Raw genomic sequence first — 18,225 nt, 5'->3', positions numbered from 1 at the left:
TTAACAAAGGGTCGCCCAACGCATACACATCTGGACGAACCCTCAAACGCAGCCGCAGAAGAAAGGGTCGATCATGACCGAAACCATTGCAGCACAGGCACCCATCGCCGACACCTCCGAGCAGTTCAAGCTCGCCTTCGGACACCAGCCCGCCGGCGTCGCCATCATCACCGCAACCGACGAAAACGGCGAACCCGCAGGCTTCACCGCCTCCTCGCTGACCTCCGTCGCCGCAGAACCGCCGATTATCGCCTTCTCCCTCAAGGCAAACAGCGGCTCCGCAGCAAAGATCGCGGCTGCGTCCTCCTTCCTCGTGCACATGCTCGACGCTGAGAATGTGACCCTCGCGAAGAACTTCGCAACCCACGACTACCCCCGCTTCGACGACCCCAGCACCTGGGAATTCGTCCACACCGGCGAGCCCCTCGTCCACGGCGTACGCCGCGTACTGCGTGCAACCCCGCTCAGCCGCGTTGAGGCAGGCCCCGCACTCGTCTTCACCGCACAGGTTGAAGAGTTCATCCGCAACGACTGCGAAGGCACCCCGCTGGTCTACCACTCGCGTAACTTCCACGCGCTGGGCGACCACTCGAACGTGAACAACTACAGCATCTAACCCCGCACAGGGGTCACGGGGCGGTATTCGACGACCATGAGGCGACGAATACCGCCCCGCGGCGTACCCTGAACATAAAAGCGCACGCAGCACATGACAGCGCACAGCATTACATTGCAGAAGGAATAGTTATGACGGCTCAAACCACCCAGCCCGCATCCCTCCCCTGGCTCGAAAAGCTCATCGCGTTCCCCACCATCTCCGGAACCTCCAACCTGGAACTTATTGAGCTCATCGAAGCCGAATTTGCCCGCTACGGCTACAGCGGCGTGCGCACCTACAACGAGGACGGCACCCGCGCCAACCTGCTGGTCACCGTCCCTGCCGCTGACGGCACCACCCGAGGCGGCCTCATTCTCTCCGGCCACACGGACGTCGTACCCGTCGCCGGTCAGGCGTGGGACGCCGACCCCTTCACCCTGCGTGTGGAGGGTACCCGCGCCTACGGCCGCGGTGTCTGCGATATGAAGGGGTTCCTCGCCGTCGCGCTCTGGCTGCTGCCGCGCGTGGCTGAAGCGAAGCTGCGCACTCCCCTGCACTTCGCGTTCTCCTACGATGAGGAAATCGGTTGCATTGGTGCACCCTCCCTTATCGAGGAGTTCGTGGCGCGCGACCTCGCCCCCAACTACGCGATTGTTGGTGAGCCCTCCAGCATGCGCATTATCGACGCGCACAAGGGCGCACACCGCGGCCGCGTCACCTTCACCGGCGTGCCCAAGCACGGCTCCCTCGCCACCCACGGCGTGAACGCGGTTGCCGCAGCAGGCGAGTTCATCACCTTCTTCACCGACATGGCGGACCAGTGGGAAGAAGAAGGCCCGTTCGACGAGTCGTTCATCATTCCCCACTCCACCGGTAGCGTGAACCTGGCAACCGGCGGCCTGCAGTACAACATCGTCGCTGAGCAGGCGGTCGTAGAGTACGATGTGCGCACCCTGCCGCAGGTGACCACCGAGTCCTTCGTGGAGCGTATTGACCGCGAGCTTTCGGAGGTGATCCTGCCCAACCTGCAGGCACGCGCCGCACGCGCCGAAAAGCTGACCGGTGCAGAGCCCGGTAGCCTCACCTCCCGCGTGGGTGTGAAGCACGAACTGCTCGCAGCCGTGCCGGGTCTGGGTACCGAGGACGACGCACCCATCGTGCACCTCGCCCACGAGTGGCTGGGCACCAATGACGCACCACAGAAGGTCACCTATGGCACCGAGGCGGGCCAGTTCCAGCGCGCCGGCGTGCAGAGCATCATTTGCGGTCCCGGCGATATTGCCCAGGCGCACTCCCCGAACGAGTGGATTGAGCTGGAGCAGCTGAGCGAATGCGAGCGCTTCTTCGAGGCGATTCTCGACTGGGCGAGCGCCAAGTAGAAGCCGTGTAGCGGCCATGTAACAACCGTGTAGCGGCGTAACAGCCAGTCCACCGCGGTTCGCAAGAGCCGCAGTTAGAGCCGCATAAAAATTACAGAAACTGCCCGGGTACCCCGTGAGGTGCCCGGGCATTTTTATGCTGATGGCAAGTGGTGTGGGCGGGTGCTGATGGCGGGGGTGAGTGTTGGTTTGATCGCGGGTTTATTCGTGAGTTTCTCCATGGGTTCAACCGCGAGTTTATGGAATGAGTCCAAGGTGTGGACTATGACCGATTTTCCCCTCATTCGCCACATTTATTTTTAAACGAAAAACCCGAAAAACCGCTTATGTCTAAGGGTGAAATAACACAAAAGTATTGCCCTTCTAGGGCATTCAGGGTTCCATAGATGCCAAAGGTTTAAACACGCCACTCGGGCGGCATAACCCCACACAAAACCACACCTCCCTCACGCTCGGCACTGCGCACCCGACCGAATCCCGGTTTACCACCCGCAGTTCACTACCTGAAGGACACCCCGTGTACACCATCAGCCCCTACCTCGCCGAATTCCTCGGCACGCTCATCATGTGCACCATCGGCTGCGGCGTCATCGCCAACGTCGAACTTCGCCGATCCAAAGGCCACGGCGACAACTTCTTCACCATCGCCTTCGGTTGGGGCTTCGCCGTCACCTTCGGCGTCTACGCCTCCCACGCCTACTCCGGCGGCCACCTCAACCCCGCCGTGTCTATCGGCCTGGCAGCGTTCGGCGAGTTCTCCTGGGAGAAGGTCCCCGGCTACATCATCGCCCAGGTACTCGGCGCAATGGTCGGCGCCGGACTGGTCTACCTCAACTACCTGCCGCACTGGAAAGCAACCGCCGACAAGAAGATTAAGCTCGGCGTTTTCGGCACCGTCCCCGCTATTCACAACTACTTCACCAACGCCCTCTCCGAAATGATCGGCACGTTCATGCTGGTCTTCTCGGCACTGTACACCGGCGTGAACTTCAAGCCGTCCATCAGCGGCGGTGTGGAACTCTCTCTCAACCTCAACGACGTGCTCAAGCCCCTCGCCTTCGGCTTCATGGTCACCGTACTCGTGATCGGTCTGGGCGGTCAGACCGGCTACGCTCTGAACCCCGCCCGTGACTTCGGTCCGCGCCTCATGCACGCCCTGCTGCCCATCCACGATAAGGGCTCCTCGCGCTGGTTCTACGCGTGGGTTCCGATCTGCGGCCCGATTGCCGGCGGTTTCATGGGTGGCGCATTCTTCAAGCTCTACTACGAGGGTCAGGTCAGCCCGTGGCTGTTCGTCTCCAGCGCCCTGGCGATTGCGGTTCTGCTCTTCGCGTGGTGGGCTAATAGCCACCTGTACCGTGCACCCAGCTCCGAGGTTATCCCCGAGTTTGAGGATACCCACGCTACCGCGGCGGCACGCGCGGCAACCTACACGCCGACCGGCTCCATGCCGATTCTGCTCCCCGAAGAGGTGAAGGGCAACCGTAGCACCCGCGTCGTGAACCGGCTGACCGAGGACGAGTAGTCTTCCCACCCGAGAACTTCCCTGTCTAGGGTTTCATCGAGCCGGGTTTATCTGAATAGATTTATCCGGCGAGGTTTCATCTAAAAACAGCGAACCCCTCATTTTCATAACCTGCACAATATCGGTCAGGTTATGAAAATGAGGGGTTCGTTGCGTCTACCTCACGGAAGGCACATGGGGACTTTCAGAGGCTCCTACGCGGCGGCGGTAGCCATTGCCAGCGCCCGGTCATGCTTAGCCGCGCGACGCTTCTGAATCGCGCGCACCACCCAGATGCAGACCGCACCGAGAACCGCGCCAGCAGTGTTATTCACAATGTCATCCACATCGAAAGTGCGGTAGGTGAAGCCCGCCAGGCCCCAGTTACCGGTCAACTGGCTCAACTCAATGAAGCTCGACAGCGCGAAGCCACTCAGCGCCGTGGCGCGCAGACCCCAGCGCAGGCAGCCCGCAGTAAAGAAGCCCAAGGGGATAAACATGGCGATATTGAAGAAGAGCTGCGCATACACGGTCGTTGCGAAGCGGCGCAGACCCATGCCGGCAGTCAGATCCCACGCCTGCTGCCAGCTCCAGCCCACATAGAAACGCGGGTAGTACAGCTCGGGGTTCGTGACGCTATTGGAAGAGCCAATCGGGGTCAGCGTCAGAGAAAGAATAGAAGCAAGGAACAGCGCAAAGGACGCGGTCAACAGGTACTGGCGGATGCTGTGCGCTCGACCGGTCTTCTTGGTGCGCAGGCGCATACCAATAAATCCGATGATGGAGAGCGCGACAGTAAGCGCCGCAATCTCGATGGCGAAGGTGCCAATCATGTGTTTATTCAGTAGTTCCTGCATGCCGTGTGTTCCTTAGGTCGTGAGAGTGAGTTATATGAACTCCACCTGCATATATGCCTGTTCTAATATATATTCCCGGTGGTATATAGCGGGTTACCGTTCATACCCGCCGCATATCGTTCACCACCAGTGTAAAAGACCGCTCTATGGCTCACCCTAGGCGAAACTGTGAAAAAGCTGTACACGCACCCAAACACACCGTGAGAACCACCACAGCCGGCGCCGTCAGTACAGAACATCTGGCGGGAACACCGGCGCAATATACCGACCAAACAGCAGCACAAACAAGAGCGCACCCGCAATCGCTGCCACCATCGCACCCACAACCTGCACCAGCCACAGCATCAGGAACTTCACCATCTTGCCCTCAGAGCGGGCGGTCAGCGCCTCCACCATGGCGGTCGAGAAGGTCGTAAAACCACCCAGCAGACCGGTCGTAATCACCGTGCACCAGAACGCCACCTGATCCGTGGCGTTATAGTGCACCCCCAGCGCGCGAGGATTAGACACCGGCATAATCAGCAGGCCGTACAGGAACGAGCCCACCAGGTTAATCACGAACACCGGGCTAATAATCGACGACTCCGTACGCAGGCGAGGCGACATCGCCTTATCCAAGAAGAAACGGGTCATCGCACCCAAACCGCCGCACAGAAAAACCATCAGAGCGAAAAACATTAGCGGCCCTCCTCAACATCACGGGCGGGCACCAAGCGGGACGCCACAAAACGACCCGTCAGCATGCCAGCCGCGGCGGCAACCAAACCACCCACCAGCAGCACCGCCACAGCCAGCACCATATATTGAGCATGCACCGTATACGGCAGAAAAATCGTCTGCGCCAAAACCGCCGCAATCGACGAATACGTCGTATAGCCGCCCATCATGCCGGCACCAAAGAGCAGACGGAACGAATGAATCCGATCCTCGCCGTCACGGCGCGCGTAGGCGTTCCACACCATCGTCAGCAGGCCCAGCGTGAACGAACCCAGCAGGTTCGCCACCAGCACGCCGCCGGGAGTGTGCACGCGGCACAGCGCCCCCGTACCGCCTCCCAAAAAGACAAGAAAAGGGGCAGGCACACGGCTCAGAACGCCTCCTATCCACTGTCGGATACTCGCGCGGTTCTTCATCGCCGTACACCTGCCCTTTCGTCTCGTACTAGTCTTCAGAGTGCGCCGTAGCGCACAAACGCACACTAATACTTTACTCTGACCCGAGCTTGCTACCCGATTCGGCGGCAGCAGACTCACGCTCGTGCTGAATATTCTCGCTCATCTTCTCACTCAGGGCGGCGCCCTCAACATCCATATTCGGAGTGAGACGATCCAGCCACTTCGGCATCCACCACGCCTTATCGCCCAGCAGAGCCATAATCGCCGGGGTCAGCGTCATGCGCACAATGAACGCATCCACGAGCACGCCGAACGCCAAACCAAAGCCCATCGGGCGGATCATCGTCGAATCAGCAAAGATGAAGCCACCAAACACCGAAATCATAATGATCGCGGCAGCCACCACCACACGCACCGCATGGTTGTAACCGCTCACAATGGCGGTCGCCGCATCCTTGCCGTGCACGTACGCTTCACGCATGCCGGTCACCAAGAACATCTGGTAATCCATCGCAAGACCGAAAAGAATACCGATGAGCAGGGTCGGCAAGAAGGACAGCACCGGACCCGGGTGGTCCACGCCGAAGAGGGAGCTCATGAAGCCCAACTGGTAAATCGACACCACGGCACCGAAGCTCGCCAGCACCGAGAAGAGGAAGCCCACCGAGGCAACCAGCGGAACCATAATCGAACGGAACACCAGAATCAGCACCAGGAAGGACAGGCCCATCACCACGCCCAGGTACAGGGGTAGCTTCTGCGCGAGCACCTCGGAGACGTCAATATTGCCGCTGGTCTGACCCGCAATGCCGAGAGACACCTCAGAGCCCTGAACCGGAACGGTCACGGCTCGCAGCTCGTGGACGAGCTCTTCAGTCTCCACAGAACTTGCACTGTGGGCAGGAATCACCTGGAAAATCATCAGGGTACGGTCATCGGTCATACCGCCGGGAACCACAGCCTGCACGTTCGCGCCGCCGCGCTCCTTCACCGCAGAGACGATATCAATCTGTGCCTGCTGAGCCTGCTCCTCGCTCATGTTCGCAGGCGTGTGCGCGACCGCGACCAGCGGGGCGCTCATGCCCTCACCGAACTTGTCCTTGACCAGCGCATACGATTTGTACGCGGCGCTATCGGAGGGGTAGTTCGAAGCGTCCGGCAGGCCCAGGCGCATCTGAGACATGGGGGCGGCAACCGCCAGCAGCGCCAGCGTACCGGCCACCAGGGTCAGTAGCGGACGCGCCAGCACGAGGCGCAACCAGCCGTTCGGCTTCTCGGTGCGTTCGGCATCCTGCGCGCGGCGTTCCGCAATCTTCTGCGGGGTATCGATGGAAGCCCACAGCTTTTTCGACATGATCTTGGTACCCGCCAGGGACAGCACCGCCGGGGTGAGAGTCACCGCAATCAGGGCGGCAACAACCACGCAGAACGCGGCGGCATTACCCATCACGCCCAGGAAGGGAATACCGGTCACGTTCAGCGCCACAAGCGCAATAATCACGGTGCTCGCCGCAAAAATCACGGCGTTACCGCTCGTGCCATTCGCCAGGGCAATCGCCTGGACCTTCGGCATGCCGTCCAGCAGGTTCATGCGGTAGCGGTTCAGAATGAACAGCGAATAGTCGATACCGACCGCCAGACCAAGCATCAGACCCAGGGTGTAGGCGGTGGAGCTCATCTCCACGACGGACGAGAGGGAGAGCGTGCCGAGCACACCCACCACCACGCCCACCAGAGACATCAGAATCGGCAGGCCGGCAGCCACGAGGGTGCCGAGCATAACCATGAGCACGATGAAGGCGATGGCCATACCCGCAACCTCACCGGTGTGCGAGCCGCCGCCAAGCGCGGATTCACTCAGGTTCGCGTCGAACTGGACGGTCGCCCCGTGCAGGTTCGCCGACTCAATGTCGGACATGACCTTCTGCAATTCGGCGGACGGCACCTCGTAAATCTTCTTCTTAAACGAGACAGTCGCAATCACCGTGGACTGGTCCTCAGAGACCATACGGTAGCCGGAGGTGAAGTCGTAGAGCTTCTGCTGACGCTCCAGCTGCTCACGCTGTGCCGGCAGCTCACTCTCAGTCTTCTGAAGCTGGTTGCGCTGCTCGTCCAGCTTCTTCTTGCCCTCAGCCAGCTCATCCTTCTTGGAGGCGATTTCTGCGCGACCCGCGTCAACCTGCTTCTGGCTCTCGGTCAGGGTATCGCGCTGCTGATTGAGCGCGTTCTGCTGCTCGGTCAGCTGCGCCTGCTGGGCGTTGAGCTGCTCCATCATGGCAGCGGGTGAGCCTGCCGCCTCCGCCTGGGCGTAGCCGTCCTTCAGCTGTTCCTGCGCGTCATCCAGCTGCTTCTGCGCGGATGCGAGCTGCTCCTGACCAGCACTAATCTGTGCCTGCGAGTCGTCAAGCTTCTTCTCGTTGTCGGCAATCTGCTTCCTGCCGTCCTCAAGCTGCGAGGTGGCGGCGTTCAGTTGCTTTTTGCCGTCCTCGATCTGGGAGGGGGCGGCGTCAATCTTGGCGTGCGCCTCGTCGAGCTGGGTTTTCGCTTCTGCAAGCTTGGAGGTGGTGGTGAACGGGTCGGTGACCGCATCCACGGAGGGCACCTCGCTGGGCAGTGCGCTCAGTGCGGCGGAGAATGCCTGCTTCTGCTCTTCGGTGAGGGCGGTGCCGTCACCGGTGGTGAGAATGATCTGGCCGGAGCCGCGGTTGGCACTGGGGAAGCGTTGGGCGAGCTCGTCGGAGAGCTGCTGGGTCTGCGTTCCGGGCATGGTGAAGGTGTTGCTGAGCTTGCCGTGGAACGCGGTGTAGGCACCCGCTACACCGGCGACGATGAGTACCCAGGTGAGGATGACAGCCCCTGCGCGGCGGGCGGCAGCTTCACCGATGCGGTAGAGCCATGTAGCCATGATTCAGTCCTTTGAAGTTAAGTGAGTGAAGAGTTTGGGTGTTGGGTGCGTGTGAATACGGCGTGTGGTTTGCCCTGTACGGCGAACGCTGTGTCCTGTTTTTGGGCAAAAAACACCCCGCCCCGGGCACCTGCAGATGAGGTGCCCGAAGCGAGAGTGTTTGAGCGTTGACGCTATGGGGGCTTAGCTTGCGAATTCGCCCTGAACCAGACGGCCCAGGTAGTCGAGTGCTTCGAGGACACACTGGCGCATTGCTTCAATGGCGAGTGCTTCGGGGTGGGTGCCCTCGGGGGCTTCTGCTGCAACCTTGACCGTCATTTCTTCGGCGCGGGTGAGGTAGTAGTAGACGCCTTCACCGATGGTTTCGGCGAGGTTGGAGGCGAAGACTGCCACGCGCAGGTAGGGCAGGTCGGGGTATGCCGCGAGGTACCGTTCGAGGAAGATGTCGTAGGTGCGCTCGAGGATGACGTGCGAGTATTCTTCGAACTTCGCGGGGCTGTCCATTTCGAGGGCGTAGAGCAGGTGCGCGAAGGGTGCGATGTACTCTTCGAGGGTGTTGCTCTTGAAGACCTTGCGGGCGATGGAGAGCATTTCGGCTTCCATGCTTGCGTTTTCACCGGAGACGGTGAAGTCGCATTCTTCGAAGATGCGGTTGAAGTACTGGTTCATGCGGGTGACCAGTACGTCATCTACGGAGGCGAAGTGGTTGAAGATGGTGCGGCGGGAGACGCCTGCGCGTTCTGCGAGTGCTTCTGCGTTGAGGGCGCCGTAGCCGCCCTCGAGGATGAGGGATTCTGCTGCCTCAACGATTGCGATACGGTTCTCTGCCTTGCGGGCGGAACGCTTGTCCGCGATGTTTGCGGGGGATTCAACAAGATTAGCCATGCTTTTTACAATACGCGCATTGTTTCACTGGGGGTAACTATTTGGGGGTTAGATTCACCACATATTTGCACTCTAGGTAATAAACTTGAAGTGCAGATTTAATGTTTACTCAACAAGTAATTAAGCGTTTTAGCACCTCAAGGCGCTATAAACCCTCAAAAACACCGCGGGGGAGCAGAATGCGCACACAGCACACCCCACCCCCTCAAGCAGCCATTCACAGAATGGACACGCGCAACTCAGGCGGTAGACCAAGTACTGAACTAGGTGACAACGGAACTAGGCGACAGGCTGAAGACGCGCATCCAGGGGCAAGCGCACCGTAAAGACCGTATGTCCAGGCTGGCTCTGCACCTGAATCGAACCGCCGTGCGCCTGCACAATCGCCTGCACAATCGCCAGACCCAGACCAGTCGTTCCATCCGAACCGGAACGCGCCTTATCGGCACGGGTGAAGCGGTCAAAAATCTTCGGCAAGAAGTCCGGGGCAATACCCGGACCATTATCGGCCACGGTCACCACAGCTTCACGGCGTGCAGCATCCACCGACAGGCCCGCGGTCACGCGCGTACCCTCATCGGTGTGCTTGCGAGCATTCGAGAGCAAGTTCAGAATCACGCGCTGAATCTGGGAGCGATCGGCAACAACCTCAACCGGCTCGTCGGGCAGGTTCAGGTGCCATTCGTGGGTGCGCGCTGCCGCCTGCATGTCGGAGGTGCATTCAAGCACCAGCTCGGTCAGGTCAACCTGCTCCAGCTTGGGTTCGCGACCCTCGTCCAGGCGGGCAAGGGTCAGAAGATCCTCCACGAGGCGTGACATACGTTCGGTCTGCGAATCAATACGCGCCAGGGAGGACTGGCCGGATTCGCTGAGCGGCTCGGTCCAGCGGAGCATATCGGAGTACCCCTTAATGGCGGCAAGGGGCGTGCGCAGCTCGTGGGAGGCGTCCGCAATAAAGGCGCGAATCTGGTGTTCGGTGCGTTCGCGCACCTCCAGGGCGGAGTTCACGTTATCGAGCAGCTGATTGAGGGCGTAGCCTACGGCACCGACTTCAGTGCGCGGGTCGGAATCTTTCGGATCCACGCGCACCGCCGAGGAGATGGTGTGCTCTTCCAGGTCCAGGTGCGCCACATCGGTTGCCACCGCGGAGACTCGCTCCAGGGGCTTCATGGTGCCACGAATAATGTAGGAGCCCGCCACGCCGGCGCCGACCATCACGGCGATGGAACCGAGGGCTACCACAATCACGAAGATGGTGAGGGTCTGCTGTACATTGGCGAGCGGAATACCAACCACCTGGGCGTCAGCGCTGCTATTAGCCTTCGGGGTGATTTTGATGAGGTACAGGCCGGATTCCAGTTTGACCTCTCGGACTTCTTCTTTGGTGGCGTTCAGCGCCATGGTTCCGAGGGTTACCTGGTCGTTGGCGGAGAGGGTTTGTACGGTGCCGTCCTTACCGAGCTTGCTGGCGACTTCCACAGCACCTTCGGACTCGACACAGGTAATGATGGTTCCGGACGCCTGACCGGGCGCAAAGAGGGATTTACTGCTCTGCAGGTCACTGCAGTCCACTTCTTCTCGCTTGCCGTCTCGGGAGGTCGGTTGCACTACGCGGTGGCTGGTTTCTTTGAGGTCGCTTTGCGCCTGCTGGTAGAGGGAGTTCTGCAGGGTCACGTAGGTGGACAGGCCGATGATGAGGCAGGCAATGCCGAGGGCTGCCACGAGGATGGCGATAAGGCGCGAACGCAGGTGAGGTACGTACCCGAGTTCTTCGGGGGACGCCTCGGGGTTCCTCATGCTCTTCCAGGCGGCACGTAGGCGCACGAAGAAGTTCCCCTGGGAGGGTGCGGCACCGTCTCGTGCGGGGGCACCCGCGCGCAGGGGGCGGGTTGCTTCGTTATCCGGGGAGGCGGGGTCACCGGGTGAGTAGGAGCCCACGAGCATCCTTTCTTTCTATATTCGAAATACGGAATATAACTGATATGGCGCGGTATAACCGGGTGTTATACCGCGCCATATGAAGAGCAGAGAATAAACTTAGACAGCGGGACGCAGCACGTAACCGGCACCGCGCACGGTGTGAATCATCGGTTCGCGACCCACGTCAATCTTCTTACGCAGATAGGAGATGTACAGCTCCACAATATTTGCCTGGCCACCAAAATCGTAGTTCCAGACATTATCAAGAATCTGACTCTTGGAGACCACGCGCTTCGCGTTCTCCATGAGGTAGCGCAACAGGTCGAACTGGGTTGCGGTGAGATTAATCTGCTCGCCACCGCGGGTGACCTCACGGGTGTCCTGGTTCAGCACCAGGTCACCGACCACCAGCTCAGCATCGTCAATGGCGGCAACACCGGAGCGCTGCACCAGGCGGTGCAAACGAATCATGACCTCTTCCATAGAGAAGGGCTTAGTCACGTAGTCATCCGCGCCTGCGGCAAGGCCCTCGATACGGTTATCGACCGAATCCTTCGCGGTCAGAAAGAGGCAGGGAACCTCGGGGTAGAACTTACGGATGCGGGAGAGCAGCTCCAGTCCGTCAAAGCCGGGCATCATAATGTCCAGCACGAGCACGTCGGGGCGCCAATCGCGGGCAATCGCGAGCGCGGAGGGGCCGTCGCCGGCGGACTGCACATCCCAGCCGATCATTTTCAGACCCATGCTGACGAGTTCTTTGAGCATTTCCTCATCGTCAACGACGAGGGCGCGGATGGGGCTACCGTCCGGGTGCTCTAGCGCGGGAAGGTTCTTTGCGATTTCGGTTGCTTTGCTGCTCATGTGGTTAAGAGTATCGCGATTTAGGGTTCGCGGTGAGGCGGGAGCCGGTTTTCAGCCGCAAACTTATGGAATGCTTGCCCGCATCACAGCTGGGGCACAGTTTCGCGCCGCCCATTATCCCAACCACGCGCGTTACCCCTTCTATACGGGTTCAATCTTTCGGTAAAATTTGTAGTAGCTTAGGTGATACTCAATCGCCTTTTATTGTTTCAGTGTGCCACCCCGACACAGGCGCCCCGACACCCGCAGAGGAGGACACATGCGCATTAGCCGTATTTATAACAACAATGTTGTCCTCACGGTGGATCATTACGGCAAGGAGTCCGTGATGATTGGTCGCGGCATTGCTTTTGGTAAGCGTAAGGGTCAGCTGATTGACCCGTCTGCGGTGGAGCAGACGTTTGTGCCGGAGCAGGGCATGTCGGGTGAGCGTTTGAGCATGACTCTGTCTGAGATTCCGGCGGAGATTCTGTCGATTGCCACGCTTTTGGAGTCGAAGGTGCGCGCCGAGGGTGCGCTGGAACTGTCGAACTCGTTTATTCTTCCGCTGGCTGATCACCTGCACTATGCGGTGGTTCGTGCGCGTGACGGGGTGCGGGTGCAGTATCCGCTCGCCCCGGAGGTGACTGTCCTCTACCCGCGCGAGGTGGAGTACGGCCGCGCAGTGTTGGCGATGGTTCGCGAGCGCCTGAATGTTGAGCTGGACCCGAACGAGGCTATTCCTTTGGCGTTGCACCTGGTCAACGCGCAATTTGCAACAGCGGATATGTCTCAGGCATTCCGCATGACCGAGGTTTTCGCGCAGGTTTTTGAAATTATTGAGGCAAGCTACGAGCGGAAGATTGACCCGGATTCAATGAGTGCGGCACGTTTTGTGACGCACCTGCGGTACCTGTTTGTGCGGGCGAGCCGCGCCTCCGCGAATCATGCGGAGGATATTGATGAGGTGTCGCAGCCGAGTTTGTTGGCGGCTCTTCGTGCGGATGTACCGCGTGCCTACGCGTGTGCACAGAAGGTTTTGCTGGTGCTGCAGATGCAGCTGAAGCAGAGCCTGACTCGTGATGAGTTGACGTATTTGACGATTCATATTGCGCGTCTGGCGCGGGATATGTGGGGCATTAACGCGTAGCGCATGTTCGATAGAAAGCGACCGGGAGGGTTCCCGGTCGCTTTTTCTATACCTTAGCTTTTCTGTGTCCCGGAACCCCAGTGAGGGGTTCGGGTGGTGGAATCTGGGAGTGAGGATTCTAGAGGGGTGCTGCCGGGCGGAACGTGGCCATTAAAGGTGGGTTGCTATTTATATATACAACCTGTCACTAAAATGTCGTTTTCCCGGGTTTTCCTTCGCGCGTTAGCGCGTCGATTTAAATTTTGAAATGACGGTTTATAACGGCGTATTCCAGAAATACCATTCTGTGGACAGACCGCAGGAAAATGTTGGTTTTTTATAAATCCCACATCTTTTGACTCGCATACCCATTTTTTGTTCGGTATTTTCTTTGTAAATCATTTTCTTGCATCATCGCAGTCAAAATATCCTGCAACAAGCACCTCGTCAGCCCGCGTACAAGATGCCGTCATTCCTGAAATTTCACAAAAATAACGCTTTATCCTCCACTTCGGCAACCTTTTTTCGGTGTTCTGTTTAAATTTTTTACACCCTGGCAATAAATACGTGTTTTGACATCAAAAACCCATATTCCAACACGTGAAAAAATGTCACAAGAACCTAAAGTGTGCAAAGTTAGATAAAACCCACAAAACACAAAAACAACGTGTTACTATCTGAGAATTATGAGGCCCCTCACGGGGCCACTACACACCATGTCACGAACACGAGAGGACCACTATGGTCACTATCATTGTGGCGGCACACGGCGAGTCGGCTCCGGCTCTGCTGAAGACCGCCGGCATGATCCTCGGTAACTTCGAAAACGTCCACCCGGTCACCTTCCTGCCGGGTCAGGGCCCCGAAGATCTCGTCGAAGAGTACACCCGCATCGTTGAGGCGTCTGAAGCAGAAGAAACCCTGCTGCTGGTCGACCTCTTCGGCGGTAGCCCCTACAACGCCGGTGCGCAGTTCGCAGCCACCCGCGAGGGCGTCGACGTCGTCTCCGGTGTCAACGTACCGATGCTTATTGAGGTCATCTCCGGCGCAGGCCGTAAGAACGCAACCCTCAAGTCCCTGGTTGCCAAGGCGCACAAGGCTGGTACTAAGGGTATTCGCTCCTTCCAGGAGGCGAACCAGCCCGCAGCCGCCAAGCCCGCCGAGGCGAAGCCCGCAGAGACCAAGGCGGTCGAGGTTCCGGCTGCTCAGCAGGTTCCCGGCGGCACCATGGACGCTATCTTCACCCGCATCGACTCCCGCCTGATTCACGGTCAGGTGGCAGGCACCTGGGTTCCGCATATCGCACCGCAGACCTTCATCGCGGCATCCGATAATGCGGCACACGATCAGCTGCGCAAGTCCCTGCTGCTGCAGGTCGCGCCGACCAGCGTGAAGACCAACGTCCTGGACATCGCTAAGGCTGGCCGCGTGTACAACAACCCCAAGTACACCGGCATGAAGACCATGTTCGTCGTAGAATCCCCCGTTGACGTGGTGCGACTGCTCGACGAAGGCGTCAAGATCAACGAAGTGAACGTTGGTGGCGTCACCTTCAAGACCGGCATGGTTCAGCTCTCGGACGCAGTGTACGCCTCCGAGGAGCACCTGGAAGCCTACCGCGAACTCATTAAGCGCGGTGTGAAGCTGACGGTGCAGCAGCTGCCCAACCATTCCCCGGTTGATTTGGAAAAGATCCTCAAGCAGAAAGGCCTGGACGCATGAGCGCCCTGACGTTTATTCTCGTTGTTCTCGTGGCGTTCATTGCGGGCGTCGCATCCGTGGTGGACGAGCGTCAGTTCCACCGCCCCCTTGTCGCTTGTACCCTGATGGGTTTTGCGCTGGGTGACCCGACTACCGGCATTATGCTCGGTGGCGCACTGGAGCTCATCGCCCTGGGCTGGATGAACGTCGGTGCGGCAATGGCTCCCGACTCGGCTCTGGCATCCACCATCTCCGCTGTTGTTGTGATTCAGGGTCACCAGGACATCACCACCGGTATTGCTATTGCTGTGCCGCTGGCTGCGGCAGGTCAGGTTCTGACCATTTTCGTTCGTACCATTACGGTGTTCTTCCAGCATCAGGCTGATAATTTCGCGAAGACCGCGAACTTCCGCGGTATTGAGTTGATGCACATTAGCGGTATGGCTCTGCAGGGTCTGCGTGTGGCTATCCCGACCGCTATTGTGGCACTGATTAGCTCCGAAGAGCTGACCCGCCTGCTGAACATGATCCCCACCGAGGTGACCGTTGGTCTGCGTATCGCCGGTGGCATGATTACCGTGGTCGGTTTCGCAATGGTCATCAACATGATGCGTTCGAAGGCTCTCATGCCCTTCTTCTTCCTCGGTTTTATTGCCGCTGCCGCTATCCCGGCAACCCAGTCGATTTCGATTGCTGGCACCGAGGGCGCGAAGGACCTTGTCGCAACCCTGTCCGGTCAGGCACAGTTCAACCTGGTTGCTATCGGTATTGTGGGCGCCTGCCTGGGTCTGCTGTACACGCAGCTGAACCCGCTCTTCCATAAGAGTGAGGCACCCGCCGTAGCACCGGCAGCCGCCGCCAATGACCTCGACAACGAGCTCGAATAAGGAGCATCACCATGACTGAAAACAAGAACGTCGAGCTCGTTGAAGTTCCCGAGCTCACCCAGCGCGATAAGGTCGACACCTACATCCGCTCCACCTTCCTGCTTGGTTCGTTCAACTTTGAGCGTATGCAGTCCATCGGTTTCGCGGTTTCTATGATTCCGGCGATTAAGCGCTTCTACACAAAGAAAGAAGACCAGGCGGAGGCGCTGACCCGCCACCTGGAGTTCTTCAACACCCAGCCGTGGGTTGCATCCTCGATTATGGGCGTGACCGCTGCGATGGAGCGTGAGAAGGCAGCCGGTAAGGACATTGACGAAGCCGCCATCACCAACGTTAAGGTGGGCCTGATGGGCCCACTGGCCGGCGTGGGCGACCCGATTTTCTGGGGTACCGCACGTATCGTGCTGGCGGCTCTGGGCGCATCCCTGGCGGTGACCGGCAATATTCTGGGCCCGCTGCTGTTCTTCTTCGGCATGACCGCAATTCGTTGGGCAACCCGCTGGTACGGCTTCAAGTACGGTTACGAGAAGGGTACCCAGATTGTGACTGAGGCGGGCGGTAACACCCTGCAGAAGATCACTCAGGGTGCGTCCGTGATGGGTCTGTTCGTGATGGGTGCGCTGGTGTACCGCTGGACGAGCGTGAACATTCCGTTGCCGCTAACCAGCTACAAGAACCAGGCTGGCGCGATGGTGGATGTGACCGTTCAGTCGGTGCTGAACGATCTGCTACCGGGCCTTGCGTCGCTGGGTCTGTGCTTCCTGTGCATGTGGCTGCTGAAGAAGAAGGTCAACGCTATCTGGTTGATTTTCGCTCTGTTTGCCGTGGGTATCCTCGGTTCGTACCTGGGCTTCCTGGCTCTCTAAAAATCTGAGGGATGAGCCCTTTCACCCTTCAGTGAAGGCGTGAGATTCAGGGGCTTGTCTCAAGTGGTGGGGGTGTGGTCGGTACACTTAAAAGTACCGGCGGCACCCCCGTTTTTCATGGGCGTTTTCTATCGGTTGCGGCGCACAATTCGCGGCAATGCAGCCCTCCCGCGAAGGAGTTTCTATGACCAAGTTGATGGCTTTCGACCTGGACGGCACGATCCTGTTTAACCGTGCCGTGGAGCCTGCCAATGAGCAGGCGATTGCCCGCTGGCAGGCGGAGGGTAACCTGGCGGTCTCGTGCACGGGCAAGAGCATTTTTGCCACTCAGCTGGCGTTGAACCCGACCGCCATCCGCTTTGACTACCACGTGCTGTACACGGGTGCGGTGATTACCGACCGGGAGTACCGGGTGATTTACCATCAGCCTCTTCCGGTGAGTGTTGTGCTGGCGTGCTACGAGCATTTCAGCACCGTGGACGGCGTGGCTCTGTTCGCGACGACTCTGGATAACGATTACAGCCTCTGCGACCGGGTGGGCTCCTCGACGAATATTCTGCCGGAGTTCACTCCCCTGCCGGCTGATGACCTGCAGAACCACGAGTACGTGGGTGTACCCCTGTGGATTCCGGATGCTCAGGTTCGCGAGGCGGCGTACACCTGGATTCTGGAGCGTTTTGGTGATTCGGTGGACTGCCACAAGAACCAGGATTTCCTGGATATTGTGCCGCCCGCCTGCACAAAGGGCACCGGTCTGCAGCATCTGGTGGAGTACCTGCAGTCGGAGCATCCGGGTAGCTCCTATGAGGTGCATACGATTGGAGATTCGTGGAACGATATCGACATGCACCGCTACGCTGACCGTTCGGCGTCTTTCGGCTACTCCCCCGATGAGGTTAAGGCTGTCACCACCGATTGTGTGGATAAGGCGTACGAGTTTATTGAGGCTTCCCTGTAGAAGCTTCCCTGTAGAAGCTGTCGAGGCGGCGTATAGGTACGGCGAGCGCTGAGCCTGCCGCCCGCCTCCGCGCAACTCGCCGCTTCTCTCGCGTACTCGCCGCCTACTCCCCCGTTTCACGTGAAACGTCCGCTTTCCCGTTACTCCCCATTACCCCCGTAAGGTTTCTATGTGTCCTTCCGCTTCTCGACCCCGTAAAAACCAGTCCCAGAAGAGCCCGCAGGCCGATTCTGCCCAGTCCTACGACCCGTCCAGCTTCTCTGACACCTTCCGCGCTATGGCGCGTGAATCGCTCGTGAAGAACCAGAAGAACCGTCCCGAGTCCCCCATCGTCTCCATTTCCCCGGTGCTGATTGTTTTGGGCGCCATTGCGGCGGCGCTGTACGGGCTGTGGCAGAGCTGGGCGTGCCTCATTCCGCTGGTGCTGATTCTGGTGCTCATGTGGGTGCGGTACACGATGCAGCGTCAGGCTCTCAACGATTTCGCCGAGCTGGAGGCGGCACGCACCGCATGGAAGAAGACCCGCGACCGCCAGTACCTGAAGCTGATGGCGGCGCAGTCGGCGCGTATCCTGGATGAGAATAAGGCGCTGACCAAGCAGGCTCGCGCGCATGTGCAGGAGTACGCGGATTTCGCGGCGCAGAAGCTGGGTGCTCAGCGCTAAAGACCCCGCTCGCCACC

16 protein-coding genes are annotated in these 18,225 nt (G+C 59.2%); 9 read left to right on the top strand and 7 right to left on the bottom strand.

Going from position 1 to position 18,225, the window contains the following annotated elements:
• Nucleotides 1-73 precede the first annotated feature (73 nt).
• The 3 genes from O3649_RS07545 to O3649_RS07535 all read left to right on the top strand — a co-directional run bounded on the left by O3649_RS07545 (nt 74) and on the right by O3649_RS07535 (nt 3,502).
• Nucleotides 74-616 (top strand): flavin reductase family protein, encoded by a 543-nt coding sequence (locus O3649_RS07545; protein ID WP_049338626.1) that lies wholly within the window; start codon nt 74-76, stop codon nt 614-616.
• Nucleotides 617-747: 131 nt separating this feature from the next.
• Nucleotides 748-1,977, top strand: a complete 1,230-nt coding sequence (gene argE, locus O3649_RS07540) for an acetylornithine deacetylase (protein WP_315354726.1) — start codon at nt 748-750, stop codon at nt 1,975-1,977.
• Between the two features lie 517 nt (nt 1,978-2,494).
• Nucleotides 2,495-3,502 (top strand): MIP/aquaporin family protein, encoded by a 1,008-nt coding sequence (locus O3649_RS07535; protein WP_070507461.1) that lies wholly within the window; start codon nt 2,495-2,497, stop codon nt 3,500-3,502.
• A gap of 194 nt (nt 3,503-3,696) precedes the next feature.
• On the opposite strand, the gene O3649_RS07530 is transcribed toward O3649_RS07535, so the two are convergent.
• The 7 genes from O3649_RS07530 to O3649_RS07500 all read right to left on the bottom strand — a co-directional run bounded on the left by O3649_RS07530 (nt 3,697) and on the right by O3649_RS07500 (nt 12,024).
• On the bottom strand, nt 3,697-4,338 hold the full coding sequence (locus tag O3649_RS07530) for a VanZ family protein (protein ID WP_371573571.1): 642 nt from the start codon (nt 4,336-4,338) through the stop codon (nt 3,697-3,699).
• A 225-nt stretch (nt 4,339-4,563) separates the two neighbouring features.
• Nucleotides 4,564-5,016 carry a CrcB family protein gene (locus tag O3649_RS07525; RefSeq protein WP_012902665.1) on the bottom strand — a complete coding sequence of 151 codons (453 nt, stop codon included), beginning with the start codon at nt 5,014-5,016 and terminating at the stop codon, nt 4,564-4,566.
• Complete coding sequence (locus O3649_RS07520) at nt 5,016-5,420, bottom strand: CrcB family protein (RefSeq protein ID WP_294603003.1); 405 nt, start codon at nt 5,418-5,420, stop codon at nt 5,016-5,018. Before O3649_RS07520 ends, O3649_RS07525 begins: the two co-directional genes overlap by 1 nt.
• Before the next feature lie 124 nt (nt 5,421-5,544).
• Entirely contained in the window at nt 5,545-8,358 is a 2,814-nt protein-coding gene (locus O3649_RS07515) for an MMPL family transporter (RefSeq protein ID WP_371573569.1), read from the bottom strand.
• A 183-nt stretch (nt 8,359-8,541) separates the two neighbouring features.
• A complete protein-coding gene (locus O3649_RS07510) occupies nt 8,542-9,243 on the bottom strand; it encodes a TetR/AcrR family transcriptional regulator (protein ID WP_005507988.1) in 702 nt (233 codons plus the stop codon).
• 279 nt (nt 9,244-9,522) lie between these two features.
• A complete protein-coding gene (locus O3649_RS07505) occupies nt 9,523-11,187 on the bottom strand; it encodes a cell wall metabolism sensor histidine kinase WalK (protein ID WP_303970027.1) in 1,665 nt (554 codons plus the stop codon).
• Nucleotides 11,188-11,280: 93 nt separating this feature from the next.
• Nucleotides 11,281-12,024: a response regulator transcription factor gene (locus tag O3649_RS07500; RefSeq protein WP_049345979.1), complete on the bottom strand. Its 744-nt coding sequence runs from the start codon at nt 12,022-12,024 to the stop codon at nt 11,281-11,283.
• Nucleotides 12,025-12,283: 259 nt separating this feature from the next.
• Here O3649_RS07500 and O3649_RS07495 point away from each other — a divergent pair, with 259 nt between their 5' ends.
• The 6 genes from O3649_RS07495 to O3649_RS07470 all read left to right on the top strand — a co-directional run bounded on the left by O3649_RS07495 (nt 12,284) and on the right by O3649_RS07470 (nt 18,208).
• A complete protein-coding gene (locus O3649_RS07495) occupies nt 12,284-13,153 on the top strand; it encodes a PRD domain-containing protein (protein WP_371573565.1) in 870 nt (289 codons plus the stop codon).
• Between the two features lie 720 nt (nt 13,154-13,873).
• Nucleotides 13,874-14,854: a mannose/fructose/sorbose PTS transporter subunit IIA gene (locus O3649_RS07490; RefSeq protein WP_049326832.1), complete on the top strand. Its 981-nt coding sequence runs from the start codon at nt 13,874-13,876 to the stop codon at nt 14,852-14,854.
• Nucleotides 14,851-15,720: a PTS mannose/fructose/sorbose transporter subunit IIC gene (locus O3649_RS07485; protein ID WP_049326833.1), complete on the top strand. Its 870-nt coding sequence runs from the start codon at nt 14,851-14,853 to the stop codon at nt 15,718-15,720. Before O3649_RS07490 ends, O3649_RS07485 begins: the two co-directional genes overlap by 4 nt.
• 11 nt (nt 15,721-15,731) lie before the next feature.
• Nucleotides 15,732-16,586 carry a PTS system mannose/fructose/sorbose family transporter subunit IID gene (locus O3649_RS07480; RefSeq protein ID WP_049344527.1) on the top strand — a complete coding sequence of 285 codons (855 nt, stop codon included), beginning with the start codon at nt 15,732-15,734 and terminating at the stop codon, nt 16,584-16,586.
• 184 nt (nt 16,587-16,770) lie between these two features.
• Nucleotides 16,771-17,544: an HAD hydrolase family protein gene (locus O3649_RS07475; RefSeq protein WP_371573563.1), complete on the top strand. Its 774-nt coding sequence runs from the start codon at nt 16,771-16,773 to the stop codon at nt 17,542-17,544.
• Nucleotides 17,545-17,713: 169 nt separating this feature from the next.
• Nucleotides 17,714-18,208, top strand: a complete 495-nt coding sequence (locus O3649_RS07470; RefSeq protein ID WP_371573561.1) for a hypothetical protein — start codon at nt 17,714-17,716, stop codon at nt 18,206-18,208.
• Nucleotides 18,209-18,225 lie beyond the last annotated feature (17 nt).

It is taken from the genome of Rothia sp. 27098_8_29, assembly GCF_041432785.1.
In the GTDB taxonomy this organism is placed as follows: domain Bacteria; phylum Actinomycetota; class Actinomycetes; order Actinomycetales; family Micrococcaceae; genus Rothia; species Rothia mucilaginosa.
Note: the sequence above shows the minus strand (reverse complement) of the source record. Positions and strands in the feature narration are given on the sequence as shown.